This is a genomic window from Streptomyces sp. NPDC051740 (genome assembly GCF_044453165.1).
In the GTDB taxonomy this organism is placed as follows: domain Bacteria; phylum Actinomycetota; class Actinomycetes; order Streptomycetales; family Streptomycetaceae; genus Streptomyces; species Streptomyces atrovirens.
In genome coordinates, this window is the sequence record NZ_JBITCL010000009.1 from 68117 (window position 1) to 94909 (window position 26793).

At 69.9% G+C, this 26793-nt stretch carries 15 protein-coding genes; 5 read left to right on the forward strand and 10 right to left on the reverse strand.

The annotated features are described in order from the left end of the window. Positions 1 to 13: 13 nt before the first annotated feature. From ACIA6T_RS17170 to ACIA6T_RS17185, 4 genes are all read right to left on the reverse strand, one after another. Positions 14 to 3436, reverse strand: coding sequence for an ATP-binding domain-containing protein (locus ACIA6T_RS17170; protein WP_399447296.1), 3423 nt, complete (start codon positions 3434 to 3436; stop codon positions 14 to 16). A 132-nt stretch (positions 3437 to 3568) separates the two neighbouring features. Then, positions 3569 to 4021 (reverse strand): hypothetical protein, encoded by a 453-nt coding sequence (locus tag ACIA6T_RS17175; protein WP_399447297.1) that lies wholly within the window; start codon positions 4019 to 4021, stop codon positions 3569 to 3571. Further along, the gene (locus tag ACIA6T_RS17180) at positions 4021 to 6468 is read right to left on the reverse strand and encodes an AAA family ATPase (RefSeq protein ID WP_399447298.1); all 2448 of its coding nucleotides are present in this window, start codon (positions 6466 to 6468) and stop codon (positions 4021 to 4023) included. Before ACIA6T_RS17180 ends, ACIA6T_RS17175 begins: the two co-directional genes overlap by 1 nt. A gap of 220 nt (positions 6469 to 6688) precedes the next feature. Then, positions 6689 to 7198 (reverse strand): ATP-binding protein, encoded by a 510-nt coding sequence (locus ACIA6T_RS17185; RefSeq protein WP_399447478.1) that lies wholly within the window; start codon positions 7196 to 7198, stop codon positions 6689 to 6691. A gap of 246 nt (positions 7199 to 7444) precedes the next feature. On the opposite strand from ACIA6T_RS17185, the gene ACIA6T_RS17190 reads away from it, so the two are divergent. Both ACIA6T_RS17190 and ACIA6T_RS17195 read left to right on the forward strand, forming a co-directional pair. Beyond that, the gene (locus tag ACIA6T_RS17190; protein ID WP_399447299.1) at positions 7445 to 8401 is read left to right on the forward strand and encodes a helix-turn-helix domain-containing protein; all 957 of its coding nucleotides are present in this window, start codon (positions 7445 to 7447) and stop codon (positions 8399 to 8401) included. Continuing rightward, entirely contained in the window at positions 8398 to 8613 is a 216-nt protein-coding gene (locus tag ACIA6T_RS17195; protein ID WP_399447300.1) for a DUF397 domain-containing protein, read from the forward strand. The genes ACIA6T_RS17190 and ACIA6T_RS17195 overlap by 4 nt, the downstream gene beginning before the upstream one ends. A gap of 62 nt (positions 8614 to 8675) precedes the next feature. Here the strand turns inward: ACIA6T_RS17195 and ACIA6T_RS17200 are convergent, their stop codons facing one another. From ACIA6T_RS17200 to ACIA6T_RS17220, 5 genes are all read right to left on the reverse strand, one after another. Then, the gene (locus tag ACIA6T_RS17200) at positions 8676 to 9515 is read right to left on the reverse strand and encodes a hypothetical protein (protein ID WP_399447301.1); all 840 of its coding nucleotides are present in this window, start codon (positions 9513 to 9515) and stop codon (positions 8676 to 8678) included. Positions 9516 to 9623: 108 nt separating this feature from the next. Then, positions 9624 to 12899, reverse strand: coding sequence for a type I restriction endonuclease subunit R (locus ACIA6T_RS17205; RefSeq protein ID WP_399447302.1), 3276 nt, complete (start codon positions 12897 to 12899; stop codon positions 9624 to 9626). Further along, the gene (locus ACIA6T_RS17210; protein ID WP_399447303.1) at positions 12896 to 14080 is read right to left on the reverse strand and encodes a restriction endonuclease subunit S; all 1185 of its coding nucleotides are present in this window, start codon (positions 14078 to 14080) and stop codon (positions 12896 to 12898) included. Before ACIA6T_RS17210 ends, ACIA6T_RS17205 begins: the two co-directional genes overlap by 4 nt. Beyond that, positions 14073 to 15695: a type I restriction-modification system subunit M gene (locus ACIA6T_RS17215; RefSeq protein ID WP_399447304.1), complete on the reverse strand. Its 1623-nt coding sequence runs from the start codon at positions 15693 to 15695 to the stop codon at positions 14073 to 14075. The genes ACIA6T_RS17210 and ACIA6T_RS17215 overlap by 8 nt, the downstream gene beginning before the upstream one ends. A gap of 17 nt (positions 15696 to 15712) precedes the next feature. Further along, on the reverse strand, positions 15713 to 17854 hold the full coding sequence (locus ACIA6T_RS17220) for a hypothetical protein (RefSeq protein ID WP_399447305.1): 2142 nt from the start codon (positions 17852 to 17854) through the stop codon (positions 15713 to 15715). 224 nt (positions 17855 to 18078) lie between these two features. On the opposite strand from ACIA6T_RS17220, the gene ACIA6T_RS17225 reads away from it, so the two are divergent. Further along, complete coding sequence (locus ACIA6T_RS17225; RefSeq protein WP_399447306.1) at positions 18079 to 18711, forward strand: hypothetical protein; 633 nt, start codon at positions 18079 to 18081, stop codon at positions 18709 to 18711. A gap of 121 nt (positions 18712 to 18832) precedes the next feature. On the opposite strand, the gene ACIA6T_RS17230 is transcribed toward ACIA6T_RS17225, so the two are convergent. Next, positions 18833 to 20548: a glycoside hydrolase family 6 protein gene (locus tag ACIA6T_RS17230; RefSeq protein WP_399447307.1), complete on the reverse strand. Its 1716-nt coding sequence runs from the start codon at positions 20546 to 20548 to the stop codon at positions 18833 to 18835. Between the two features lie 495 nt (positions 20549 to 21043). Between ACIA6T_RS17230 and ACIA6T_RS17235 the strand changes: the two genes are divergently transcribed. Beyond that, on the forward strand, positions 21044 to 23959 hold the full coding sequence (locus tag ACIA6T_RS17235) for a glycoside hydrolase family 48 protein (protein ID WP_399447308.1): 2916 nt from the start codon (positions 21044 to 21046) through the stop codon (positions 23957 to 23959). Between the two features lie 143 nt (positions 23960 to 24102). Continuing rightward, positions 24103 to 26766: a cellulose binding domain-containing protein gene (locus tag ACIA6T_RS17240; protein WP_399447309.1), complete on the forward strand. Its 2664-nt coding sequence runs from the start codon at positions 24103 to 24105 to the stop codon at positions 26764 to 26766. Positions 26767 to 26793 lie beyond the last annotated feature (27 nt).

The window sequence follows — 26793 nt, forward strand, 5'->3', positions numbered from 1 at the left end:
GCCGACACCCTCCTCAGCCCGTCCCCAGGGCCGTACCGGCTTCGCCGCCCTCCCAGCCGTCAGTGGTGCGCCAGATGACCTCGACCGTGAAGACGTCACGGATGGAGCCGGCGGACCACGGCTCGGCAGGCGGTTCGGAGAGGACGAGGTAGAGACGGTCGGCCTTGCTCGGCAGGGCGTGGTCGACTTCCAGAAGCCGGGCCGCCCCCGCGCGGAGGTCGGAGTGGGACGTCCGGCCGGCGCCGAGGACCTCGTAGAGGTTCAGACCCGTGTCGGTGACGCAGCTGACGTCGACGACCGCGGAGTTCTCGGGCTGTCGGTCCGCGCGCAGGAGCGCCGCCATCAGTTCGAACCGCACGGCTTCGTGCGTCTTGCAGGTGCGGTCGGTGGCGACAGCCGCTTCCAGGTGCTGGAGCAGGGCCGTGGCCGGATCGGCTGTCCGCGAGGTGGTGGTGGTCATGGTGCCGGACTCCTTCGGCGCGTTCTGCCGGGGCTGCTCGGGGGGTTCGGGGGTGTCGGTGGGGCTCTGCGGCTCGGGCTCGTGCCGGGGGTCCGCTTCCTCGGCGGCGGCGAGCCGCTGCCGCAGGGTCTCCCGCGCTGTGGCGAGCGCCTCCGACCAGCCGCTCTTCGCCAGCTCCGACCGGAACGCCTCGGGCGTGAAGGTGCCCGACTTCAGCGCGTGGTTGGTGCTCACGCAGAGGTTCAGCAACCGGTTCAGCCCCGGCTTGTCGGGACGACCGAGGACACGCCACACGTCCAGCCAGTCGGGCTGGTTGAGTTTGACGCAGCGGTTGGCCATGCCCTTGAGCTCCGAGAGGCGGGAGCGGACGTCGTCCGGGACCCCACCCGCCGTCAGTTCGTCAACGACCGCCACCGCGTCGAGGTAGCGCTCCAGCATGGTGGGCGAGACGGCGCGGCGGCCGGAATCGTCCGTCGTGACGAACGTGGCGTTCGCGGAGTGGCGCAGGACCCACGTGTCCAACTCCGTTCCAACGGCGGGCGGCGCGGCGCCGTCCCGTACGGCCAGGAAGAGCGGGCGGTCCACGGTGACGTCGACGGGTTCGACCCGGTACATGCCGCCTCTGAGGGAGACCACCCGCACACGCAGGTCGGTTCCGACGTGCGGGATGTCCTCCCCTGCCGTCTCCGTGCCGGGGCGGGGCCCGCTCTCGGCCGGCCGGTGGTCGTCGGTACCCGTCAGCGCCGATGGAAGAGGAGCGGAGTGCAGGATCGTCAGGCTCTGGGTGCTACGGGTCAGGGCGATGTAGAGCAGGCGCAGACCGGCCGGTTCCCGGCCGGCGACGGCGGACGGTTCGACGACGAGGACATGGTCGAACTCCATCCCCTTGGCCTGCGACGCAGGGAGTACGGAGACTGCTTGGCGTTCCTCGGCGGTGATGCCGTCCGCCTCGGCCAGCCGGTGGTCGATCTCGGCGGCCCAGACGGAGTCGTCGGGGACGATGACCGCCACGGAGCGCAGGCTGCGACCGTCGGTGGTGCCGATCAGGCGGCGTACGTGCGTCGTCGTCTCGGTGACGAGCGCGTCCGGCTCGGTTTCCACCACGCGGACGGCGTCGTCCCCGGCGTCGCGCACGGCTCGGGGGTAGGGCAGCGCGGGCGCGATCACACGAGCGAGCGGGGCGGCGAAATCCATGATCTCGGCCGGCACGCGGTAGCTGGTGTTCAACTCGGCCAGCGTGCAGTCCCCGTGGTCGGACAGCAGCGTGCCGAGGCGGTCCCAGTCGGCGTAGGTGTGGGGGCCGGTGGCCTGGGCCAGGTCGCCGAGCACGGTCATGGAACCGTTGACCGCGAGACGGCGGCGCAGCGAACGAGCCTGCATGGGCGTGAGGTCCTGGGCCTCGTCGACGATGACGTGCCCGTAGTGGCGCGGGGTCTCACCGGTGATGAGGTGGCGGAGTTCCTCGAGGCAGACCCGGTCGTCCAGCGTCCACGGTTCCTCGTCGGCCCTTGCCGTGCGGGGGCGGTGCAGGGCCTCCTGCTCGGCCTCGTCGAGGATGCCCTCGGCGCAGGCCCGGAGCAGTGGGGGTGAGTCGTAGAGGGTGCGGAGGGCCTCCGCCGGGCCCGGGGACGGCCAGACGCGTTCGACGAGGCGCTCGACCTGCCGGTTGCGCTCCAGGTCACGGCGGATCGTGGGGTCTCCGCTGCGGCGCGGGGCGACCGCGACGAGTTCACGCAGCAGAAGGTCGACGAGCAGGCCGCGGAACCGGTCACGGCGTTCGCGGTAGGAGCCGCCGCCCGGCTGCACCGCGTCCAGGGCGGCGAGGATCTCCGGGCGGGCCACACGCAGGGTCGTACTGCCCACGGTGACGACGAACGCGGGTTCGTCCCCCTCGTAGGAGGGCGCTGTGACGAGGTCGTCCAGGGCCGCCGGGCGGTACTCGCCCTCGACGCGCCGCCGCAGTACGGCGGCCATGCGCTCGTCGGACTTCACCAGCCGGGTACGGGCGCTGTCGGTGCCCCGGATGTCACCGTCCCACAGGCGTGAGAGCTGCACGGCGTTGACGTCGCGGGTGCCGAGGGTGGGCAGGACCTGGCCGACGTAGTCGAGGAAGCGCTGGTGGGGGCCGATGACCAGGATGTCCCGCGCCTTGAAGTGGTCGTTGTTCACCAGCCACGTCACACGGTGCAGGCCGACCGCGGACTTTCCGGTTCCCGGGCCGCCCTGGACGACCAGGATCTCGGAGGGTGTCCCGGTGACGAGGGCCATCTGGTCGCGCCGGATGGTCTCGACGATGTCCCGCATGCGTCCGCTGCGCGAGCGCTGCAGGTCGCGCAGGAGGAAGTCGTCGGGCTGCTGGGGCTTGCGGCGCTGGATGCGGGCGATGTCGCCGGGGGTGAGGACCGGGCGTCCCGGGGTGTCCTGTCCGGCTTTCTCGCCCTGGGCCGCCGGCCGTCGAGGGGGCGACGGCTGCCCGGCCGTCTCCGGCGCGGTGCGCGGCCGGGGCACGGCGCTGCCCGGAGCGGGCCTGGAAGGGACGGCCGGCGCGATGTCGTCGGTGTAGTCGTCGACGGTCCGCTGGGAGCAGATGAGGCGTCGTCGCAGCACCACCTCCCCCGGGGATTCCGGCGACGCGTCGAACCACTTCTTCGCGAGGTCGCTGGTCCAGTTCATCACCACCTGGTTGTGGTCGTCGTCCCAGACGCCTCGCCGTCCGACGTACCGGGTCTCGGTCCCCTCGGCCGGGTCACTGGCGTCCACCCGGCCGATGACCAGGTTCTCTCCGCCCAGCCCTCCGTAGGCCTCGGCCTGTTCGTCGGCCTTCTGCCGGTTGGCGATGCCGTCCTTCCCGGTGGCCGACGCCTTGGCGACGGACTCGCCGTTCATCCGGGCCAGCCGGGCCTCGTAGCAGTCGTAGGCGAAGTCCACCTTCGTCTGCTCGAAGGCGATGACTTCCGCGTGCGCGGGCACGCTCATGGTTCCCTCCCTCACGGTCCCTGGACCGCGTCGGGCGCATCGCGCCCGATCCCCTTCACAGGACTATCACGTCGTACGAGGTGTCAGCAGGTCAGGCCTGGTGGTCACCGTTCCCGTGGTATGCGCGTCCGCTCAGCACGCCGGCGCCTCTTCGGGGAGCGGGATCCCGCCGTCCTTCTGCCGCGGGAACTCCACGGGCGCTCCGGACACGGCGAGTTCCATGACGAGGGATCCGACGGCTGCCCGCCAGGTGCGTACCTGGGCGTGGGTCGGGCCGAGTTCGTCGTGGTGGTACTTGCAGGCCCCGCTGAGGCGGTTCCAGAGGGCATGGGCGCGGCAGGCCCGGGCGGGGCCGGCGTAGTGGTGCAGGCAGAGCAGTTTCGCGCGCATGCTGCGGAGTCCGCCGAGTCCGGTCTCCTCGGCCGCGAGGGCCGCGTCGACGGCTGCTTCCAGGGCGATGCGGAGGGCGTAGGCCGCGCCTCGGGCACGACCCGCCGGGGTCAGCGGGCCGGCGCCGTCCGGGCTTTCGGCGAGGAGGTCGTTGGCGGTCGCGAGGAGTGCGGCGATGGTGGGGGCAGCGGGCATCAGGCGTTCACCTCCGGGGTGCGGATCCTGTCGGCGAGGTCCTCGACCTTCCTGACGAAGGCGATCGGGTCCTGCGGGAGGAATCCGCCGGGGTGAGCACCCTGCTGGCACTGGTGGATCAGGACCGTGCTCTCACGGCCGTACAAGGAGCGGAGCGTGTCCTTGACGTCCTCGTCGGGGTGGACGAGGCCGTCGTCGAAGAGGGCGAACGACGCGAGCGGGAGGAGCCGTTCGGTCGTGTCGATGGCGGACTGGAGGTGTTCGGCGGGGAGGCCGGTGCGGTTGCGGCGGAGCCAGGCCGCCTCGACGAGCGCCGTCGCCAGGGCCTCGCGGCACAGGGACGGCAGGACGTGGCGCAGGGCCGTCTCGGAGCAGTTCTCGGTGTGGGCGAGGGCCATGGCGTTGTCGACGGCCTCCTTGACCGGGTCGGTGTCGCAGGTGACGTGCACCTTGGACTTCTCCCGGCGCTCCACCTTCAGCACGGTCACCGGCAGGCCCTGGCTGCGGAAGGCGTGCGGGAGCCGGGTGTCGTGGGTGAAGACGACGACCTGCCGGTCGCGGCCGAGTTCGTCGAGCACCTGGGCCAGGCCGTCGACCTTCGCCGGGTCCATGGACTGCACGGGGTCGTCGATGACGACGAAGCCGAAGGGGCTGTCGGCGGTGGCGGTGCGGGGCAGGAACAGGGAGAGGGCGAGGGAGTGCAGTTCGCCCTGGCTCATGACGCCGAGGGCGGAAGCCGCCTCGGTGTCGTCGACGGTGACGTCCATGAGCAGCTTGCGGACGGCCGCCCTCTCGCTGCCGTGCAGGCCCACGCGGGTCAGGTCGACGCTGCTCTGCCGGCGGAGCTTCTCCCAGATCCGCTGCGTGTGACCGGCGAAGGTGTCGACGCGCAGGTCGCGGATCTCGGTCGTGAGCTTCTTGATCCAGTTGAGGGCGGCGCTGGTCTCCGTACGGCGGGGCCCTGCGGCCTCGGCTTCCCGGGAGAGGTTCGTCCACTCGGCGAGCAGGCCGACGACGGCGTGCCAGCGCTCGTCCATGGCCGCCAGTTCCTCGCGCGCCGCACCGGCCACGATCGCGCACGCGTCCGTCAGCGTCACCGCCGCCTTCAGCGCGCGCTCGGCGAGTTCGGCGGGGTCGGTGATCCGCCGGCAGTCACCCCAGGCCCTCCACGGCTCGGCGAGCGCGGCCGGGATCTCCCGGGGCGGGGCGACCAGGTCGTGCAGGGCGCGCGTCGCGGTCCGCAGGCGGGCCTCGGCCTCGCGTACGGCCTCGGCCTCACGGAGGAGGGCGGCGATCTGGGCCTCGGCGCGCGCGGCCCACTCCCGGTCCAGGACCTGTTCCGTGCCGCAGACCGGGCAGGCCGTGTCGTCGGCGTGGCGGTCGCTGTGGCGGAGCGCCGCCCGGAGCAGTTCGGCCCTGCTGTGGGCGTCGGCGGCCGCGGTGCCCTTCAGGTCGTCGACGTCGGCTACGGCACTCCGCAGCGCGTCGACGGCGGCGCCGACCCGGTCCAGGTCGGGGCTCTCGGTCTCGGCGGCGGCCTCCAGCCGTGCCTCCCGCAGCCGGCCCTCGTCGGCCGTGGGCGCGCCGGCGATCAGCGCGTCGAGCACGGCGTGGTCGGGCCCGCCCTTCTCCTCCATCGCCATGAGGGCCCTGAGCGCCCGGTCGTCGTGTCCGACCTCCTCCAGGGCCGCGTGCAGGAGCGGCTTCTTCTCCTTCTCGGCGTTCACGACGGCGTCGAGTTCCTTCTTCGCGGCCGTCAGCCGTCGCGCGGCGGCGTTGAGGGCGTCGAGGCCGAGGATCGCGGCGATGTTGTCGTACATCTCGGACGGCTTGCCGTTGATCAGGTTGTCCAGGTCGGCGTAGGACAGGAAGGGGCGGTGGGCGCGGGTGGCCTGCTCCCAGCCGGCCTGCTCCAGCGGCACGGTGCCGTGGCCCGGCCGTCTGAGCACGGCCTCGGAGTCGGTGAAGGCGTCGCCGGTCCAGGTGCGGGTGAGGGTGCTCGGCGACGGGTCGCCCTCGACGGTCAGCCTGGCCTCGACGACGGTCCGTTCGCCCTGGTGCAGGTTGCGCCAGCGGACGGCGTGGCTCGGGTGCCGGCCGGCGCAGTGGGCGTTGGCGCCGGTGAACAGGGTCTCGATCGCCTCGGCGATGCTCGACTTGCCGGAGCCGTTGCGGCCGACGACGAGGGTGACGCCGGGCTTGGGCTTCAGCTTGAGCAGTGCCTTCGAGCCGACGCCGCGGAAGCCGGTGACCTCGATGTTCCCCAGGTAGACGGGGCCTGCGGAGGGCCGGGGGCCGCCTTCGGCGTCCTCGGAGTCCCCGAGCGCCTCGCGGACGAGGGCCTTCGCCGGGGCGGACAGCTTGCGGTCACCGGCCAGGCGGGCCTCGACGAGGTCGGGCAGGGGCAGTGCACTGTCGGGGATCTGATCCGTCGTCGCGTCGTCCATGGGGTGTCTCCCGTGATTCCCGTACTGACGTGGAAGGGGCGAGCACCGACAGGCGCCGGGGCGGCGGAGCCGTTGGGGGCACCTGTCGACGGACGGAACCGTAGGCGTGGAAGGGAGCGGTGTGATGTCTCCTTCCTGATAACAGTGGTTATCAGGTCAGTTGACGATAGCGAAGTGATCATTCGAGGCGGGGGGAGTGCAGGTTCACCCGCCTCGATGATCAGTTGGTTCGCTCCCTCGCCTCACCGGTCCGTCTGTCCAATTCGGCGTCCAGCGCGGCCTGCTCGCGCACACCGGGGTCGTAGCCGTTCCACTCCCGCAGAGCGGCGCGTACCTGCTCGTACTCCGCCCAGACGGTCTTGCCCGGGCCGTCCGGGCGCGGGTGCCAGCCCCAGCGGGTCGCGAGCTGCGACACGAGGAGCAGTCCGCGGCCGCTCTCCTCGACGCCGGCGGCGCTCTCCGGGAGGGCGGGGCGGCGGGGGTGGCGTTCGGTGCGGGTGTCGGTGACCTCGACGCGTACGGCGCGGCCGTCGGGGGTTGTGTGGAGGCGGAGGTGGAAGTCCCGGCCGGGGACGTGGCCGTGGCTCACGGCGTTCGCGGCGAGTTCGGCGACGATCAGCACGATCGCGTCGTGCGGGTCGGTGCCGTACGGGATGCCCCACGCGTCCAGGCGGACGGCCACGAGGCGGCGGGCGAGACGGGCGCCGCGCGGTGTGGAGGTGAAGCGCATCTCGAAGGCGGGGCCCGGTGGCGAGGACGTCTTCAAGGGGGTGCAGGGGGTGGCGGGTTGGGTGATGTCGGTGGGATTGATGGGTTTCGTCGTCACGCCCCTCACGGTCCCGCCGGTCGCGTAGCGTGACCAGTGGTGACGCAGCGACAGGGGGCGGCTGTACCCGTGTTGTACGCGCGTGTCGGAGCTGCGCGCCGTGACGGCGTCCCTTGCGGGGGCGTTGAGCGAGAGAAGGCGGTGGTGGACATGGCGGAGCGCACGGGTGCGGAGGCCGGGGCCGAGGTGGTTCCCGGGGAGCGTGAGCACGGCGAGGGCGACGGCGGCGGTGCGGGTGCGGCGCCAGTCGTGAGTCTCGGGGACGGGTGGGAGAGTGACGGCGGGGCCGGGCGGCGGCCGGAGGACGAGGCCGGGCGGGGTGTCGTGGTCGCGTTCGGGCAGACCATGAAGACGCTGCGGGTGCGGGAGGGGCTGGAGCGCGAGGAGTTCGGCCGGCGGCTCGGGTACTCGGCGTCCACCATCGCGTCGTTCGAGCAGGGGCGGAGGATTCCGACGCCCCGGACGATCGAGCGGGCGGATGAGGTGCTGGGGGCGGGCGGGTTGCTGTGCCTGTGGAAGGAGCAGGTGGAGCGGGCTCAGTATCCGGGGTTCTTCCAGGGGATGGCGGTGCTGGAGAAGGAGGCCGTTGAGCTGGTCTCGTACGACACCCTCGTGGTCAAGGGCCTGCTTCAGACTGAGGAGTACATGAGAGCGCTGCTGGGAATGCGGCGACCGGTCCTGGACCCGGAGACCATCGAGCAGCGAGTGGCGGCACGACTGGTTCGGCAAGAGATCTTCGACCGCTGGCCTGCGCCGTTGCTGAGCTTCGTGATGGACGAGTCGGTGTTGCGGCGTCCGTACGGGGGAAGAGACGTGCTGCGCGGGCAGTTGGAGCACCTGCTCCTGATGGGCCAGAAACCGAACGTCGTCATCCAGATCATGCCCCTCTCCTGCGAGGAAAGTGCTGGCGTCGATGGGCCGTTCACGATCGTCACACGCAAGGACGGCAAAAAGTTCGTGTACGCCGAGGCCCAGGGAACCAGCGCTCTGCAGACGGACCCGGAACAGACGACCCTCACCGCCGCCCGCTATGGGATCATCCGATCACAGGCTCTCACTGCGCGAGAGTCACTGAAGTTCATCGAAGGGGTGCTGGGATCGCTATGAACAACGCTGAGTCCTCGACCGCCGCGTCCGGCCTCGCCTGGTTCAAGAGCAGTTACAGCGGAGCCGAGGGCGGCGATTGCGTAGAGGTCGCGGCTGCTGCGGCAGTTGTGCACGTCCGGGACTCGAAGGCTGAGGCCGGCCCCGTACTCACCGTCTCCCGTGAGGCATGGGCAAGCCTCATCGGGTTGGCCTTGTCGGAACGGCACGTCTGAGGCTGGGCCGCAGCTGACGCATCCGGGCTCACGATGGCCCGGATGCGCCAGCTGAGGGTTCCCTACTTGGAGGCAGCGTCGTCCCCATCGGACCGTTCGACGTAGTCCGTGGCGGAGGGCTCGCGCTCCAGCACGACCTCGAAGTCGTCGACCCGCGGGGCGGGTTTCGACATGTCCAGCCCGGCGAGGTGGTTCTTCAGCTTCTTCGCCATGGGGCGGAAGGTCGCGAACGTGAGACCGCCGGAAACGACGGCGCCGACGACGGGGACCGCCTTGGAGACGGCCCTTGCGAAGGTCTGCTTCGTCATCTCCTTACCGAGGTGACCCGCGACCTTCTTCACGAGGGGGTAGATGAAGCCCTTCGTGAGCGCCTTCTGGGGAAGCTTCTTGGCGACCTGCTTCGACATCGCCTCCGCGACCTTCCCGACAGCGGTGTTCGCCGAATGGGCACCGAACATCACGCCGACGAAGAGTGTGAGCACTCCCTCGGTCGCGTCGTCCATGTCGTCGCCGTCTCCGGAGAACAGGTCGGGCCAGCTGTAGAGGTAGGCGAGCTTCTGCGCGGTGCGCAGCATGTGGCCCAGGTACTGCGCCAGGTCGGCGGGGACCGTGACGGGAAGGAAGACCAGGCCGGGCAGTCCGGCAGCCGCGGAAGCTGCGCTGACCTTGGCGGTCTCGTACTTGATGGAGTCGTTGGCAGCCTTCTCCAGAATGTCGAGGGGGATACCCGCCGCTGCCGGGGTCTCTTTGATCGCTTCTTTGATCTGCTCTTCGGAGCAATGGCGGGACAACGCCTTCCGAAGGTACGCCTCCCTGTCGATACGCACACCCGGAAGTTTCGCCGCAGCGATCAGCACTGAGGAGAAGTACGACCCCGGGTCTTCGATCTCTTTACCCGCCATGAAATGAACCTGTCCTTCCGGGAGGGACTACCTCCCTGCATGTCTTCAAAGTTCCGGTGAGTCGGTGAGCAGCCCTCGCTCAGGCGCGAGGGGTTGTGGGCGGAGAGCTCAGCCGCCGGCCTCTCCGCTGGTGGACCACTCGTTGGCGAAGTGCTCCATCTGGCGGAGGACCAGGTCGATGGCCTCCTTCTGCTGGTCCGGCGGGTACTTGTTGCGGGCCAGGAGGCGCTTGATGGTGCTGCGCAGGCGGGCGCGGACGGACTCGCGGGCGATCCAGTCGGGCTTGAGCTGGCGGCGGACCTCGGCGACCAGTTCGCGGGCGATGCCCGCCAGGACCTCGTCGCCCATCAGGGAGCGGGCCGTGCCGTGGTCGGCGACGGCGTCGTAGAAGGCGAGTTCGCGCCAGTCCAGGGGCGGAGCGAACTTCTCCCCCCGGTTCGCGTCGGCCATGACGTCCTTGGCCATCTCGACGAGCTTGGCGATGAGTTCGGCGCTGGTGTACTGCTGGCGCATGTAGCGCACCATCAGGTCCTGGAGACGCTCGGAGAACGTGGTCTGCCGGACGATGTTGTGCCGGGTGACCTCGCGCATCTTCCGCTCGACGAGGCGCCGCAGCGCCTCGGCCGCCAGGTGCGGGGTGTCGCTCTGCTGGAGCTGGGCGACGAGCGCGTCGGTGAGGTGGGTGAGGTCGGCGGTCTCCAGTCCGGCCTCGGCGAACAGGTCCGTCACTCCGCCCGTCTCCACGACGGACGACGTGAGCTGGGAGAGGTACAGCTCGACGTCGCGGGCCACCGGGAGACCGCGTGCCTCGCGCTCCATGGCGTCCAGCTTGGCCATGTAGGCGCGGACCTCGACGAAGAACTGGATGTGCCGCTTCCAGGCCGGCGTGTCCGCGAACCGCTCCCCCACCTCCTTCGAGCTGCCCGCCAGCGCCCAGAAGCGCTCCAGCCGGTAGGCGTGGTCGCGGAAGCGGCGGCCCAAGGTCTGGCGCGGGTCGTCGAGCTGGTCGGGGTCATTGCCCTTTGTGCGGGGGTCGCGCAGGTGGTTGGCGGTCTTCAGAGCCGCGTCGACGAAGGCACGGGGGCCGGGGCGGTCTAGCAGGGTTTCCCACTCGAAGCCGCGCAGGATGCCGGTGAGGATGTCGTACTCGTTGCGCAGCTCGTCCAGCGCGCGTTCGACGTCCTGGCCGAGGGTGCGGTCGCGCTGGTCGGCTTCGGTGTACTCGGCGATGGCCCGCTGGAGGTTCTCCGTCAGCGGGGCGTAGCCGACGAGGAGGCCGTCCTCCTTGCCGCGGAAGCGACGGTTGACGCGGGCCAGGGCCTGCATCAGGTTGGCGCCCTTGAGCGGTCGGTCCAGGTACATGGTGTGGATCGGCGGGGCGTCGAAGCCGGTCAGCAGCATGTTGTTGACGATGAGCAGTTCCAGCTCGTCGTCGGGGTCCTTGGCACGGTTGATGACGGCCTTGCGGCGGCTGTCGGTCAGGGCGTGGGCGAGCAGCGCGTCCGAGTCCTTGCGGGAGTTCGAGGAGAAGACGATCTTCATCGTGCCCTTCTCGAACTCGTCGCTGTGCCACTCGGGGCGCAGTTCGCGCAGTGCGTCGTAGACGCGGACGCAGATCTCGCGGGTCGCGCACACCACCATCGCCTTGCCGGGCGCCCCGCCCGACTCGGAGGCACCGACGAACGGCTTCATCCGCTCCCGGCGGGCCTCCCAGTGCTCCACCAGGTCGGCCGCGAGGTCGCGTATGCGGGCCGGCGCGCCGTACATGGCGTTCATCGTCGCCACGGCCTGTTCGACGCGGCGGCGCTCGGTGTCGTCGAGGCCGTCGGTGATCCGGTCGGCCTCCTCGTCGATGGTGGTCGGGTCGACGTCACGGTCCAGGACGAGCTGGATCACGCGGCTCTCGTGGTAGACCTTCACGGTCGCGCCGTCGTCGGCGGCCCGCTTGAGGTCGTAGACGTCGATGTAGTCGCCGAACACCTCGCGGGTGTTGCGGTCGGCCTCCGAGATCGGCGTGCCGGTGAAGGCGAGCAGCGTGGCGTGCGGGAGCGCGTCGCGCAGGTGACGGGCGAGACCGTTGAGGTCGTCGTAGTGGCTGCGGTGCGCCTCGTCGACGATCACGACGATGTTCCGGCGGTCGGAGAGCATCGGGTGGTCGGTGCCCGACTCCCGTTCCTCCTTGGTCTTGCCGAACTTCTGGAGCGTGGTGAAGAGGATCCCTCCCGTCCTCTTCGCCGCGAGCTCCTCTCGCAGTTCGGCACGGGTGACGACCTGCTTGGGCGTCTCCGGGAGGATCTCGCTCTCCTGGAACGTCGAGTAGAGCTGGTCGTCGAGGTCGGTGCGGTCGGTGACGACCACGACGGTGGGGTTCAGCAGGGCCGGGTCCCGCATCACCATGGTCGTGGTGAGGACCATCTCCTCCGACTTGCCGGACCCTTGGGTGTGCCAGACGACGCCGGCCTTGCCGTCGCTCGCCGATGCGGTGCGGACGGCGTCGGCGGCGCGGGTGACCGCGTGGTATTGGTGCGGCTTCGCGATCCGCTTCATCCGCTTCGACGGGATGAAGTTGATGAAGGAGTGGATCAGTTCGAGGAAGCGGGACTGGGTGAACAGGCCGTGCAGCGCCAGGTTCTGCCCCGACTCCGAGAAACCGTCGGCGGTCAGCGGGTCGACGCGGGCACCGAACTCGTCCGTGTTCCACGGGGCGAAGTGCTCGTACGGCGTGAACGGCGTGCCGTACTTCGCGGTGATGCCGTCGGAGAGCAGGACGACCGCGTTGTAGCGGAAGGCGGTCGGGAACTCCTGGACGTACCGTGCCACCTGGGCGTGGGCGGTCTGGAGCGTCGCGTCCTCGTCGCCGGCGCGCTTCAGCTCGATGGCGGCGAGGGGCAGGCCGTTGACGTACAGGATGACGTCGAAGCGGCGGTTCCTGTCGCCGTCGATCACCGTGACCTGGTTCAGGGCGCGGTAGGTGTTCGCGTCCGGGTCGTCCAGGTCGAGGAGGCGGATGGTGGGGTTGTGCTCGGCGCCGTGGGAGTCGGTGTAGGTGACCGAGCGTATGCCGGTGGTGAGGTGGCGGTGGGCGGCCCGGTTCTCCTCGTAGGTGTCCTGGGAGCCGGGGGTGGCGGCGGTCGCCACAGCATCGTGGACGGCGTCCGGGGGCAGGTCCGGGTTCAGACGCTCGATGGCCTCCTGGAGGTCCGGGTAGAGGATCAGGTCGTCCCAGGACTTCCGGTGGTCGGAGCCGGGCGCGAACGCGTTACCGGAGGCCGGTTGCCAGGCCAACTCAGCTAGCTCGTCGAGAGCGAGGATCTCCCAGTCGGCCTCGGTGGGGCGACGGTGGGTTCTGTCGTCGGGCTCGTTTCCGTCGTGGGGCGTCGTCATGTGGCGTCCTCGACAATCTTCTCGGCGTCCTTGACGCGGAGGCGGCCGGACATGAGTTGGGGGATGAGGGTGTCCCGGAGGGCCGTGAGAGCGCGGTTCTCGTCCTGCCGAAATCGCACGGTCTCCCACAGCGGATCGACCAAGGCCTCGAGACGGTGGAGAGCCGCTTCGGAGGGGATTCGCAACCGAAGCTGCTGAAGATTGCGCATGTTGAGCTTGGGCTGTACCGCACCGGTCACGAGAGAGGTCACGTTCGGAATCCGCAACGTGACAGCGAGCAACTCCGTGGAAATCCGCGTGCCGGTGAGGACGTGAGCATGATTGTTGACCCAGAAATCACCCCAGACGTACTGCACTACGGGGCGACCGTCGTCCGTCGCCACGGTGCCGTCCTCCCCGACCAGAACGTGCGGACCGCTGAACAGGAAGTCCTTGACATGGTCAACTACCCCGGCGGCCCCGTAGTAGGGATAGGGACCCGGAATTTCGGATCTTTCACGTGACGAAAGAGGAACCCTCTTCTTGTTATGGAAGAGAGCGACGTCCGACAGAGGCACTTCGGTAGCCTCCAGTGAGGTCGCACCTTCGAGGTGCGCCAGCATCAGGCCCTGCGCCGTATCCACGATGCGCTCGTTGACGGCAATCTTGTCATCCAGCGCCCCGAGCAGAGCGACCACACCGCGCTGCTCGTCAAGTGGCGGGTGGGGGACCTTGAAGGACTTGACGGTTGCTACCGGCTGAACCAGACCGGGCACCCCAACAGTGGATACATGCTGCAAGATCTCCCGTTGCCCGGATGGGGAAGTAAGCCAGTAGTAGTAAAATTCAGGAACAGCCTTACTGGGATTCAGTCGCGCTTTCACCTGGCTCGTCGAAAGTACATACCGATCATATCGCGGGGATCGTGGGATCATCGAGACTTGACCAATAGTTCCGCGATGAGTGATAACCAGGTCACCCGGAGCCAGGTTTGCCCCAGGAAGGCTGTCGGCCTTCGCTTGTGTAATAAACACGAAGTCGTCATCGTGAAATCGACCCGCCCCAAGGTTCACCCCGCGCACCAGCGGGACACCGTTGGCAACGTAGTCATTCTTGGTATAGGCCGACCCATACGGCTTTGAAATGGAACTTTTCTCGTCAGCGGAAATTTCCTCAAGCCGAACCGTGCCCCACTCAGACATAAAGCCTCCCCAACTGCTCCCGCACCGTCTTCTCCAGCTCCGCCGACTTGTTGAACAGCTCGTACAGCTCCTCCGTCAGCTTGCTGATCCGCTCGGCAACAACCTCGGCGTCCTCTTCCTCCGCCTCAATGGCCCCCACGTACCGCCCCGGCGTCAGCACGTACCCGTGCTCCCGCACCTTCTCCAGGTCCGCCGAGTAGCAGAAGCCCGGAACGTCCTCGTACGTCAGCCCAGTCTCACGCGCCGACGCTGTACCCCGCCAAGCGTGATACGCGTCGGCGATCCTCTTGAGGTCGGCCTCCGCGAACACACGCTCCGTGCGGTCGGCCATCTCGCCCATCCCCCGGGCGTCGATGAAGAGGATCTCGCCCCGCCGATCGTCCAACCGCCTTGCGCCCTGCGGCGACTTGTCCTTAGACAGGAACCACAGGCACGCCGGGATCTGCGTCGTCCGGAAAAGTTGCGAAGGCAGCGCGACCATGCAGGCCACCAGGTCGGCCTCGATCAGGGCCTGCCTGATCTCGCCCTCGCCGCTGGACTGAGAGCTCATCGAGCCGTTGGCCAACACGATGCCAGCTGTGCCCCTCTCCCCCAGCTTGGAGATCATGTGCTGGAGCCACGCATAGTTGGCGTTGTTCTTCGGCGGAACCCCGTACTTCCACCTCGGGTCGGTCTCGTCCCTCGCCCAGTCCTTGATGTTGAAGGGCGGGTTGGCCATCACGAAGTCGGCCTTGAGGTCCGCGTGCTTGTCGTCGGCGAAGGTGTCGCCCCAACGGGAGGCGAGGTTGCCGTCGATGCCGTGGATGGCCAGGTTCATCTTTGCAAGGCGCCAGGTGCGCTCGTTCAGTTCCTGGCCGTAGACGGAGATGTCGGCCTTGTGGCCACGCCCCCGGTGCGCCTCGACGAACTTTGCGGCCTGCACGAACATGCCGCCCGAGCCGCACGCCGGGTCGTACACCCGCCCTTCGTACGGCTCCAGGATCTCGACGATGAGCCGGACGACGGAGCTCGGCGTGTAGAACTCACCGCCCCGCTTGCCCTCGGCCCGCGCGAAGTTGCCGAGGAAGTACTCGTACACCTCACCCAGCAGGTCCTGGGCCGGCCTGTCTCCGCTGCCACCGAAGCGCGCGTCGCTGATCAGGTCGACGAGTTCACCCAGCCGCTTCTGGTCGACGCGGTCCTGGTTGAAGATCTTGGGGAGGACGCCGGTGAGGGCGGCGTTCTCCCGCATGATCGCGTCCATCGCCTCGTCCAGGAGCTTGCCGACGCCCTGTGCCTTGGCATGGGTGGCGATCCAGGACCAGCGGGCCGTCTCCGGGACCCAGAAGACATGGGCGCCGGTGTACTCGTCGCGGTCCTCCAGGAAGTCGCCGATCTGGTCCTCGGAGATGCCGTCCTCGGCAAGTTCCTTGGCGAGCTCGGTGCGGCGCTCCTCGAAGGCGTCCGAGACGTACTTCAGGAAGATCAGACCGAGCACGAACTCCTTGTACTGCGCGGCGTCGATGGAGCCGCGCAGCTTGTCGGCCGCCTTCCAGAGGATGTCCTGGATCTCCTTGGCGGTGGAGGCGCTGAACAGCTCCGCCTGGTCGGCGGGCTTGCCTTTGCTTGCAACCATCGAGTGGGCCGTCTCCTTCAGTGGGTGTCGGTGTGCGGAAGTGGCTGGATGGTGAGCGTGCCGTCGGTCATGCCGGCCGCCATCACGCGGGTCAGGTCGTCGAGCACGGCCGTCTGTTCGCGCAGTAACGCCGCCCGGCTCTCGATCTCGGCGAGGACGGCCTCGTACAGGTCGGCCTCGGCGCTGCTCAGGTCGGGGACGACCAGGTCCTCGATGCTGCGGGACGCGCGCACGGCGCCGCTGGTGCGGGCGTGCTCCCCCGCCGCCGCGCGCAGCAGCGCGGCCAGCGCCCGGGGTCGTACCGGCGGGTCCGCGTCAGGGTGGACGCGCAGGATGCGGGCCGGGGCCGCGACCAGCGAGAGGCCCTCCACGTCGACGTACACGCCGAAGTGCGGGTGGGCGGTGACCACAAGATCCCCGGGCTCGGTGAACTGGGCGTGCTCGTAGGCCGTGAGGAGGATGCCCCGGTCGATGCGGCGGTCGCCGATGCGGGCGGTGCCGAGGATCTCCTCGGGGGTGAGGACCGTGTAGTGGCCCTCGGGGGTGAGGTGTTCGGGGGCGAAGCGGTGGCCGGGGCGGCGGCGCAGGCGGCGGGCGCGCAGGAGGCGGCCGACGGTCGTACGGCGGACCGGCTGGTTCTCGGGGCGCAGTTCCGCCTGGGCGTGCAGCCGGAGCTCGCCGGCCCGCGCACGTTCGTGGAGCTCACCCAGGCGACGCTCCAGGTCCGCGATGACCGCCGGGCGTTCCACCACCGTCCGCAGGTGCCGGGAGGCGGGCGTGCGGTGCTGCGGGGTGAACGCGGCACCGGGGCTGCCGTCCAGGTCGGTGCCGTGGACGATGGCGGCGTGGCGCGGTTCGTGGCGCCGGTCGGAGGTCCATCCCGAGGCACGCCAGATGGCGATGTCCTCGGCGAGTGCGTCGAGGACGGGCTCGGTCAGCGGCCGGGCGGAGTAGTCCGCGAGGAGAACGAGACCCGTGCGCTGTTCCTCGGGGACGCGGGCGAGGATCCAGACCGCCGTGCGGTAGCCGGGGCGGTAGGCGTAGGCGCCGTCGGGGAGGCTGATCGCCGCCTTGAGTAAACCGGGCTTGAGGAAGGAACGGCGCAGGCGGTCGGCGTCGCCGTGCCGGGCGAGGGGGCCGGTGAGGACGTCGGCGGGGCCGAGGACGACGGCGGTGGCTCCGGTGTCGAGGTAGTCGGTGAGGGCGGCGATCTGGTCCAGGACCGCCTTCGCGTCGCGGGTCTCGGCGGCCTCGTAGGGCAGGGCGCAGACGAGGAGGTGCGGGTAGCCCCACTCGTCGGCGGTCAGTTCCTCGCCCTCGACGACGTCGAGCCGGAACTCGTACACCCCGCGCACCAGCATCCGCCGGCGGATCAGGCGCACGCGGGCCGGGTCGGGGTCGGCGGCGAGGTAGACGTGGCCGGAGTCCTCGGCGGCACGGTCGTGGAGGGCTGCCGGGAGGTCACCGGAGCAGGCGTGCGGGACGGCGATCACCGCGCCCTCGTCGAGGGTGTCGACCCCGGAGAGGGAGGCGAGGGCGCGGACCACGGCGGGGGTGGGCCCGTCGGCGGCCGGGTCGTGGGAGCCGAGGCGGGGGCGGGCCTGGAGGATCCAGTCGAAGGCCTCGGCGGGGTTGTAGGCGGCGTCGATCAGTTCGTCGGCGAGGTGGGCGAGGGCCGGGCCGGTGCGGTCGGGGTCGGGCAGGGACCGCAGCTCGGAGAGGAGGAAGCGGTCGTCGGGGTCGAGGTCGGCGGCCCGCTCCAGGAGCGTGTGCCAGGGGCGGCCGTCGGCGACGGGGGCGTCGAGCTGCTGGTGCAGGCAGACCAGGGAGGTCAGCGCGCCGAGCAGGACGGACGCGGACAGGGCCGGGGTGCGCCAGGCGGCCAGGGTGTGCAGGGCGAGCTCGGCGCGGAGCCGGCGGGCGTCGGTGTTGCCGCGGCCGGTGGAGGCGAGCCAGTCGACGACGGCGCGGGCGTCGAAGAGCGGACGTCCGTCCTCGTGGGTCACGGGCGCGGGGAAGTCGGGGTGGCGGCGGGCCCAGGTGGTGGGGACCGGGCGCTTGACCTGGGCGAGGGCGGCGATCTCGGCGTAGGTGATCCGCCAGGCCGGGGTTTCGGGCAGGATGGCGGAGGGCGTCCGCGCGGTCGTGTGCGTCGTCATCGGACGTGTCCCCCCTCTCCCCCGGGTCACCGAGGCCGGCTTCCCCGCCTCGCGGTCCACCCCTCTTCGGTGGGGCGGACGTCAGCAATCTACAGCGAGGCCGGAACCCAGAGGAAAACCCACCTGATAATACGGGTTATCAGTGATCTCCTCACCGCATCACCGGAACGGCGGGCACCTTGTGACCACCAAGCGCCACGACGCCGAACCGGAGGACCACCGCGATGAGCCACCCGCCCTCGACCCCGCCCAGCACCCCGGGGCCCGCCGGTTCCGGGAACGCGCCGAGCTGGGGCGCCGTACCGCCGATGCCGGTCCCGCCGGCCGGTGCCGGGCTGCCTCCGACGGGCGTACCGACGGGGCCGAAGCCGTCGCGCCGCAAGGCCTGGCTCACCCACGGCGCGACCGCACTCGTCGCCCTCGTGATCGGCGCGGGCATCGGCGGCGACGGGGAGTCCGGCGGCAAGGACGACTCCGCCGCTCCCGCCCCGGCCGTCACCGTCACCGAGACCGCGGCCGCGCCCGCCGAGGCCGGTGAACCGGAGCCGGCCGTCACGGTCACCGAGGAGGTCACCGTCACGCCGAAGCCGGCCAAGAAGCCCGGAGCGGCCACCACGGTCGAGGGCGACGGCCAGTACCTCGTCGGCGAGGACATGCAGGCCGGCACCTACAAGACCGCCGGGCCCGACAAGGGCGGCGTCATCGAGAACTGCTACTGGGCGCGCACCAAGAACGCCTCCGGGGAGTTCGACGCGATCATCGCCAACGCGAACCTCCAGGGCCAGGGCCGGGTGACGGTCAACAAGGGCGAGTACTTCGAGACCAACGGCTGCCAGGAGTGGACCAAGGTCGGCTGACCGGCCGCCGCACACGCCGCCGCGCTCGTGGGGGGACGCGGCGGACCCGGGGGGGGGGGGGGGGGGGGGGGGGGGGGGGGCGCGGGCCCCCCCCCCCCCCCCCCCCCGGTGGTTCAGCCCGTCACGACAGCGGCGGGTACGCGTTCTTCATCAGCTCCTGGAACTGGGCGGAGAACCAGTGCCCGGAGATCGGGGCGTTGTCCAGCGCTCCCGACATGTTGTTGTCGTTGCGCGGGTTGCCGGTGTACGTCGGGTCGCACATCCGGTCGAAGCCCTTGCCCTCGTCGTTGTCGATGACCTCGCTGGCCCCGTCGGACTCACCCGGGGGCTTCATCCACACGTAGGCGTCGATCCCGGCCTCCGGGGAGGCCTGCGGCCGCTCACCGAGGCCGGCTCCCGACTGGTTGCACCAGTTGCCCGTGTTGAACCGGCGGTCGTAGCGGCCGCCGTCGACGTAGGTGTCCACGCTGGTCGTGGCGCCGGGTCCGGTGGGCCGGTTCGCGCCGCCCCAGCCGTTGCGCGAGGTGTCGATCAGCATGCCGATGCCCGAGTCGAAGCCGATCGAGACCAACTGGTCGCGCAGTGCCTGGGCGTACGACAGCTCGTCGACGTAGCGGTTCCAGCTGACCCACTTCGACTCGCGCACCGACTTGCCGGCCACGTTGTCGCCGATGGAGAAGTGGTCCTCCTTCAGCGCGCTGTAGTTGGCCGTGTTGGCGATGAAGCCGTGCACGTCGGCGACGGTCGCCCCCTCGGCGGTCGCGGCCTGCTTGAACATGTCGGCGGAGGCGCCGAAGTTGTCGTCCCAGCCCAGCCAGCCGTGGTGACCGGCGTCCACGTAGTTGTAGACGTTGGGCACGTCGCCGAGCTTGTTCAGGGCGTAGCCGACGCCCTTCACGTAGTTGCCGTTGGCCTTCATCACGTCGCAGTTGGGCGTGGCGGTGGGCCGCGGGGAGACGTTGGTGACCAGGTTCGGCAGGGAGTCGATCTCGACCGTGGTGACGATCCGCAGGTCGGCGTACTTCGAGTCGGCGAGGATGTCCTTGATCGGGTCGATGTACTGCGTCTTGTACTTGTCGATCTCCGTCGGGCCGAGCTCGCCGTTGGAGGCGAGGGCGGCGCAGTCACGGCCGGGCAGGTTGTAGATGACCAGCTGGATGACGAGCTCGCCGGAACCCTTCTGCCGCAGGGCCTCGTCGAGGTGGTCGCGCAGGCCCATGCCGCCGTTGACGCCGTTGATGGCGGCGGTGCGGTCCAGCCAGACACCGGTGGGCTGGTTCGCGATGCGGCTGCCGCCGGGCTCGGCGGCGGCCTTCTCGGACCACTCGGGGTTCACGTACACCTTGGCGCCGTCGTAGGGGTTGTTCACCCGGTTGCCGGGCGGGTCCGGCGGCGGGTCGGTGGGGCCGCCGCCGGAGTCGACGTTGCAGGTCACGCCGTCGAGGGTGAAGGTGGCGGGGACGGCGTTGCTGCCGCTGTAGGTGCCCTGGAAGCCGAAGGAGGTCGAACCCCCGGTGGCGAGGGTGCCGTTGTAGGACTCGTTGGCGGCGGTGACGTTCGCGCCGGACTGGCTCACCTTGGCGTTCCAGCCGCTGGTGACCTTCTGGTTTCCGGCGTAGGACCACTTCAGCGACCACGACGACTTGGCGGCGCTGTTGTTGGTGATCGTCACGGACGCGGTGAAGCCGGAGCCCCAGTCGTTCTGCACCTTGTAGTCCACGGTGCAGGGGACGGCGGCTGCCGCGCCGGCGGCGCCGGGGACTGCGGCGATCGCCGTCCCGGTGGCGCCGGCGACCAGCGCCATGGCGGCGAGAAGCGCGGTTCTGGTGCGACTCATCGTGCGGGTTTCCTATCCGTAGGGGGCTGTCCTTCTTGGGCGCGCGCAGACGATCGCGCGGCCTGGTGCCTCACGGGTGGGGATGCCGTCCGGACCTGATGGGGGGCAGGCCCGCGGTGCCGGCCGGGAGTCTCCGGGCGGCAGGGACGGCACATGGATCCCACGGGAACGAGCGACCCCGCGTCAGGTGCTCCACACGTGCACGGGGGTGGCTAAAAGTACTGAACGCGGGGGGTGGCGCATCGAGCGACTCCTTGCAGCTCGGACGCGTCGTGACGGACGCGTCGACTGATGGAACCGCTCCCACTGGTGCACATGAAGCTAGCGCCAAGTGACGGTAAAGAACAGAGGGTCAACCGACTTTCACGCAAGTTCAACCGTCGAATGTTTTCGATTCGCCACAAGGCTTGACCGCCCCCCACCCCATCCTCACTATGGGAGCGCTCCCACTGGTTCAAGGCTTGACATGTCCGAGTCGCAGGAGGAACCAGCACCATGCATCCCCCACCCAGGAGACGCAGAGGCTTACGGCGGTTGCTGACGGCCGTCGCCGCTGCTCTCGCGCTTCCGCTGACGATGCTCTCGACCGGCTCGGCTCCCGCTCAGGCGGCGGCCGTCCAGTGCAGCGTCGACTACAAGACGAACGACTGGGGTTCCGGATTCACCGTGGATCTGACCCTCACCAACCGCGGTTCGGACGCCATCGACGGCTGGACCCTGACGTACGACTACGCGGGCAACCAGAAACTCTCGAACGGTTGGAACGGCAGCTGGTCGCAGTCCGGCAAGACCGTCACCGTGAAGGACGCCGGGTACAACGCCAAGATCGCCGCCGGCGCCGCCGTCACGACCGGCGGCCAGTTCACCTACAGCGGCAGCAACGCCGCTCCCACGTCGTTCGCCATCAACGGCACCCCCTGCGTCGGGGCACACCAGCCGCCGATCACCGTGCTGACCAGCCCGGAGGCCGGCGCCGTCTACACGCAGGGCGAGACGATCCCGCTCGCCGCCACCGCGGCGGCGGCCGACCAGGCCACCATCACCAAGGTGGAGTTCTACGACGACACCGAGCTGCTGGGCTCCGACACCAGCGCGCCCTTCGCGCTCTCCGTCGGTGGTTTGACCGTGGGCAGTCATTCGCTGGTGGCGAAGGCGTACGACAGCATGGGCGCCTCCGCCGACTCGACCCCGGTCGGCATCACGGTCGCCTCGGGTCCCGCCGTGGTGGCCACGCCGTCCCAGCTCGGCGTCCAGCAGGGCGAGTCGGGCTCGTACGAGGTGAAGCTGTCCAAGCAGCCGGCCTCGAACGTGACCGTCACGACGAGCCGGGCGAGCGGCAACTCGGGACTGTCGGTCTCCGCCGGCGGGTCGCTCACCTTCACGCCGTCGAACTGGAACACCGCGCAGGAGGTGACGATCGCCGCCGACTCCTCGGGCAGTGGCTCGGCGGTCTTCGAGTCCTCGGCACCGGGCCACGCCAAGGCGGCGGTCACGGTGACGCAGCTGGGCGCCCAGAAGACGTACGACGCGCGCTTCCTGGAGCTGTACGGGAAGATCACCGACCCGGCGAACGGCTACTTCTCGCCGGAGGGCATCCCGTACCACTCGGTCGAGACGCTGATCGTCGAGGCGCCTGACCACGGTCACGAGACCACCTCGGAGGCGTACAGCTACCTGCTGTGGCTCCAGGCGACGTACGGCAGGGTGACCGGTGACTGGTCCAAGTTCAACGAGGCCTGGGAGATCATGGAGAAGTACATGATCCCGACCCACGCCGACCAGTCGACCAGCTCCTTCTACAACGCCTCGAAGCCGGCGACGTACGCACCCGAGCACGACACCCCCAACGAGTACCCGTCACAGCTCGACTCCAACGTCTCGGTCGGTCCCGACCCGATCGCGTCCGAGCTGAAATCCGCCTACGGCACGGACGACGTCTACGGCATGCACTGGCTCCAGGACGTCGACAACGTGTACGGCTACGGCAACTCGCCCGGCAAGTGCGAGGCGGGCCCGTCGGACACCGGACCGTCGTACATCAACACCTTCCAGCGCGGCCCGCAGGAGTCGGTCTGGGAGACCGTCCCGCAGCCCACCTGCGACGCCTTCAAGTACGGCGGCAAGAACGGCTACCTGGACCTGTTCACCAAGGACGCGTCCTACGCCAAGCAGTGGAAGTTCACCAACGCCCCGGACGCCGACGCGCGTGCCGTGCAGGCCGCGTACTGGGCGGACCTGTGGGCGAAGGACCAGGGCAAGGGCTCCCAGGTCTCCGCGACGGTCGCCAAGGCCGCGAAGATGGGTGACTACCTGCGCTACGCCATGTACGACAAGTACTTCAAGAAGATCGGCAACTGCACCAGCCCGTCCTGCCCGGCCGGCACCGGCAAGGACGCCTCGCACTACCTGCTCTCCTGGTACTACGCCTGGGGCGGCGCCACCGACTCCTCCGCGGGCTGGGCCTGGCGCATCGGCTCCAGCCACGCGCACGGCGGCTACCAGAACCCGTTCGCCGCGTACGCGCTGAGCGAGTACGCGCCGATGAAGCCGAAGTCGGCGACGGGCGCGGACGACTGGGGCAAGTCGATGCAGCGGCAGCTGGAGTTCTACCGCTGGCTGCAGTCCGACGAAGGAGCCATCGCGGGCGGCGCGACCAACAGCTGGGCAGGCCGGTACGCCACCCCGCCGTCCGGCACACCGACCTTCTACGGCATGCACTACGACGAGAAGCCGGTCTACCACGACCCGCCGTCGAACCAGTGGTTCGGCTTCCAGGCGTGGTCGATGGAGCGGGTGGCCGAGCTGTACCAGCAGACCGGCAACGCGCTCGCCAAGTCCGTACTCGACAAGTGGGTGGACTGGGCGCTGTCCGAGACCACGGTCAACCCCGACGGCTCCTTCCGGATCCCCGCCACGCTGCAGTGGTCGGGCAAGCCCGACACCTGGAACGCGTCGTCGCCCGGCGCCAACAGCGGGCTGCGCGTCAGTGTCACCGACTACTCCAACGACGTGGGTGTGGCCGGAGCCTACGCCAGGACGCTGACGTACTACGCCGACCGCTCGGGCGACGCGGAGGCCGCGTCCACGGCCAAGGCGCTGCTGGACGGCATGTGGGAGAACAACCAGGACGCGCTCGGCATCGCCGTCCCGGAGACCCGCGCCGACTACAACCGCTTCGACGACCCGGTCCACGTCCCGAACGGCTGGACCGGCACCATGCCCAACGGCGACACGATCGACTCGTCGTCGACGTTCGAGTCGATCCGCTCCTTCTACCAGGACGACCCGGCGTGGTCGAAGATCGAGTCCTACCTGGCGGGCGGCGCCGCGCCCACCTTCACGTACCACCGGTTCTGGGCCCAGGCCGACATCGCCCTGGCCATGGGCTCGTACGCGGAGCTTCTCGAATAGCCCCCGCCGACGCTCCGCGTACCGGTCCCGGCACCTGACGCCGGGGCCACAAACGGCCGGGCGGTCCCACGCGCACACGGTGGGGCCGCCCGGCCCTCGCACGCTCTCCCCACTCCACCTCCCCCCAAGAGGAAGGAACCCCCGTGCGAAGAACCCGTGTCCTCACGACCGTGCTCGCGCTGGCGGCCGGTCTGCTCGCGGGCGGCCCGCCCGCCCTGGCCGCCGGCGCCCCCGATCCGGCCACCACGCTCGCCGCCGACACCTACACCTGGAAGAACGCGCGCATCGACGGCGGCGGCTTCGTGCCCGGCATCGTCTTCAACCGCAGTGAGAAGGACCTGGCCTACGCCCGTACCGACATCGGCGGCGCCTACCGCTGGCAGGAGTCCACGAAGACCTGGACCCCGCTGCTCGACTCGGTCGGCTGGGACGACTGGGGGCACACCGGCGTGGTGAGCCTCGCCTCCGACTCCGCCGACCCCGACCGGGTGTACGCGGCGGTCGGCACGTACACCAACGACTGGGACCCGACGAACGGCGCCGTGCTGCGCTCCACCGACCGGGGCGCGAGCTGGAAGAAGGCCGATCTGCCGTTCAAGCTGGGCGGGAACATGCCGGGGCGGGGCATGGGGGAACGGCTGGCGGTCGACCCCCATGACAACGACGTGCTGTACCTGGGCGCGCCCAGCGGCCACGGGCTCTGGCGGTCGACCGACGCGGGCGCCACCTGGTCGGAGGTGACGGCGTTCCCCAACCCGGGGAACTACGCGCAGGATCCGAGTGACACCTCCGGGTACGCGTCCGACAACCAGGGCATCACCTGGGTCACCTTCGACGAGTCGACGGGCAGCGCGGGGTCGGCGACGAAGACGGTCTACGTCGGGGTCGCCGACAAGGAGAACGCGGTCTACCGGTCGACGGACGCGGGCGCGACCTGGCAGCGGATCGCCGGGCAGCCCACCGGACACCTGGCGCACAAGGGTGTCCTGGACGCCGAGAACGGCTATCTGTACCTCGCGTACAGCGACACGGGCGGCCCGTACGACGGCGGCAAGGGCCGGCTGTACCGGTACGCGACGGCGACCGGCACCTGGACGGACATCAGCCCGGTGGCGGAGGCCGACACCTACTACGGCTTCAGCGGCCTGACCGTGGACCGGCAGAACCCGGGCACGGTGATGGCGACGGCGTACAGCTCCTGGTGGCCGGACACGCAGATCTTCCGCTCGACGGACAGCGGCGGCACCTGGACGCAGGCGTGGAGCTACACGTCGTACCCCGACCGCGAGAACCGCTACACGATGGACGTCTCGTCCTCCCCCTGGCTGACCTGGGGCGCGAACCCGTCGCCGCCGGAACAGACGCCGAAGCTGGGCTGGATGACGGAGGCGCTGGAGATCGACCCGTTCGACTCCGACCGGATGATGTACGGGACGGGTGCGACGGTCTACGGCACCCAGAACCTGACGAACTGGGACGACGACACGTCGTTCACCATCACCCCGATGGTGCGGGGCCTGGAGGAGACGGCCGTCAACGACCTGATCTCTCCCCCGTCGGGCGCCCCGCTGATCAGCGCGCTCGGTGACATCGGCGGCTTCCGGCACACGGACCTGACCAAGGTGCCGTCGATGATGTTCACCCAGCCGAACTTCACCTCGACGACCAGTCTCGACTTCGCCGAGTCCGACCCGAACACGGTGGTACGGGCCGGCAACCTGGACTCCGGGCCGCACATCGCGTTCTCGACCGACAACGGCGCCAACTGGTTCGCGGGAACGGACCCTTCGGGCGTGAGCGGAGGCGGGACGGTCGCGGCGGCGGCCGACGGCAGCCGGTTCGTGTGGAGCCCGCAGGGCGCGGGCGTGCATCACGCGACCGGGTTCGGCACGTCCTGGTCGGCGTCGAGCGGCATCCCGGCGGGGGCGGTCGTGGAATCCGACCGGGTGGACCCGAAGACGTTCTACGGGTTCAAGTCCGGGAAGTTCTACGTCAGTACGGACGGCGGCGCGACGTTCACTGCCTCGTCCGCGACGGGGCTTCCGGCCGGTGACAGCGTGCGCTTCAAGGCACTCCCGGGTGTGAAGGGCGACGTGTGGCTGGCCGGCGGGGCGAGCGACGGGGCGTACGGCCTGTGGCACTCCACGGACTCGGGCGCGACCTTCACCAAGCTGTCGAACGTCGACGAGGCCGACACCGTCGGCTTCGGCAAGGCGGCGCCGGGCGCCTCGTACCAGACCCTCTTCACCAGCGCGGAGATCGGCGGTGTACGCGGCGTCTTCCGCTCCACGGACCGGGGCGCGACCTGGACCCGGGTCAACGACGACGCCCACCAGTGGGGCTGGACGGGCGCGGCCATCACCGGTGACCCGCGGGTCTACGGCCGGGTCTACGTGGCGACCAACGGCCGAGGTGTCGTCTACGGCGACACCTCGGACACCGGCGGCGGCACGGACCCGGAAGAGCCCGAGGAGCCCGATCCGTCGGGCGCCTGCGCGGTGACCTACAGGATCACCAACCAGTGGACCGACGGCTTCCAGGCCGACGTCCAGCTCACCAACACGGGCTCGGCCACCTGGAACGGCTGGTCCCTGAACTGGTCCTTCGCCAACGGCCAGAAGATCTCCCAGCTCTGGAACGGGTCACCCACCCAGTCCGGTCCGTCGGTGACGGTACGCAACACCGACTGGAACGGCACGGTGGCGGCGGGCTCGTCGGTCGCCTTCGGCTTCACGGCGACCCGGTCCGCGACGAACACGGCACCGACCGTCTTCGAACTGGGCGGACAGGCCTGCGCGGTTCGCTGAACACGTGGAAAGCCCCCGGCCCGCCCG